The 1274-nt window shown below is 52.2% G+C and carries 2 protein-coding genes; both read left to right on the top strand.

Annotated features, from left to right (window positions below; all coding sequences use genetic code 11):
• Positions 1–104 precede the first annotated feature (104 nt).
• Positions 105–890: a single-stranded DNA-binding protein gene (locus tag B5E53_RS18620; protein ID WP_087282433.1), complete on the top strand. Its 786-nt coding sequence runs from the start codon at positions 105–107 to the stop codon at positions 888–890.
• Positions 891–1059: 169 nt separating this feature from the next.
• Positions 1060–1274 (top strand): hypothetical protein (locus B5E53_RS18615; protein ID WP_343215693.1); only part of this gene is annotated, 215 nt, incomplete at its 3' end.

The raw sequence follows: 1274 nt of genomic DNA, 5'->3' as shown, positions 1-1274 counted from the left end.
AATCGTGTCATTATAATGCCGTTTTTTACGGCACTGTAATGGCACTTTTTTTATTTTCACTATTATTTATTTTAACGCCCAAAGAGGCAGAAAGGAGAATTTCTATGTCAGCAATCATCATTTTACCAGGGAGGCCGACAACGGATCCTGAGATCGTGCAGGCAAAGAACAGCAACACGACCTATACGACTCTGGACATCCCCTGCCCCCAGCGGGGAGCGGACGGAAACAAGGAGAACGTATTTTATTCCTGCTATTTCAATTCTTATCTGGCAGACCGCCTGATGAAAGCAGGTGTAAAAAAAGGCACCGGACTGATTATCATTGGAGATCTGGAGCTGCATCCCTTCGTTCATCAGAAGGGGAAAAACCAGGGAAAACCAAACTCCGGCCCCAGCGTGGTTGTCAAAGACTGGCAGTTTGCGCCCTTGACTTATGACGATGAAAACGGGACCAATCCCGGTGTACCCGGAGGCGTTCCTCAGAACGGCTACGGACAGCCCGGAGGAGCTCCTGTTCCCAATCAGCAGGGCGGATACCCGACACCCGCACAGGGAGGCTATCCACAGGCATCCGGTGCTCCTGCCGGCAATTATGCACCTGCAGGCGCCGCACCACAGAACCAGAATGGATATGCACGGGGAGGACAGGGAAGAACAAATGTTCCACAGGGGAACGTACCGCAGAACGGTTACAGACAGCCCCAGAACGGCTATGCTCCGAATCCTGGAAGCGCACCGAATTACGCACAGGGCAATCCGAACCAGCAGCCTTCCGGCGGCTATGCTCCTGGAAACGGGGCAGCTCCGGGAACACAGGGCGGCTATCCGGGAGATGGATTTACCCAGGTTACAGAACAGCAGGCTGAGACACTTCCCTTTGTCGCTTGATGCCGACGCACAAAAAATTTCATAAGAAACGATCCATGTAGAGAATTGCACCCGGAGACTACTCCGTACAGGCAGTTCTTTTTTGTGTCTGCACAGGATCCAGGAGAACGCCGATCATCGGCTCTCCTGGGTGCGGCACAGCAAGTTTAGGAAGAAAGGAAGAATTTACATGAAAGCAAAGAAAGCCAGAACGATCAAAAAGACGTTACAGATCACCGTATTGTGCCTGTTTGCGGCGGCATTTCTGCTCCCAAAGGGAAGCCAATCCTATCTGATGACTGGCATCGCTGCTGCAGGTGTCCTTGTTTCCCTGGCAATCCTTATCATCCCTCCGCTTGCTTCCGGACTCCGGAAATTGCGGATTCCGACTGGAAGGGCAACGGA

It is taken from the genome of Eubacterium sp. An11 (assembly GCF_002161065.1).
GTDB classification, from domain to species: domain Bacteria; phylum Bacillota; class Clostridia; order Lachnospirales; family Lachnospiraceae; genus Anaerobutyricum; species Anaerobutyricum faecale.
This window is presented reverse-complemented; position numbering and strand designations above follow the sequence as displayed.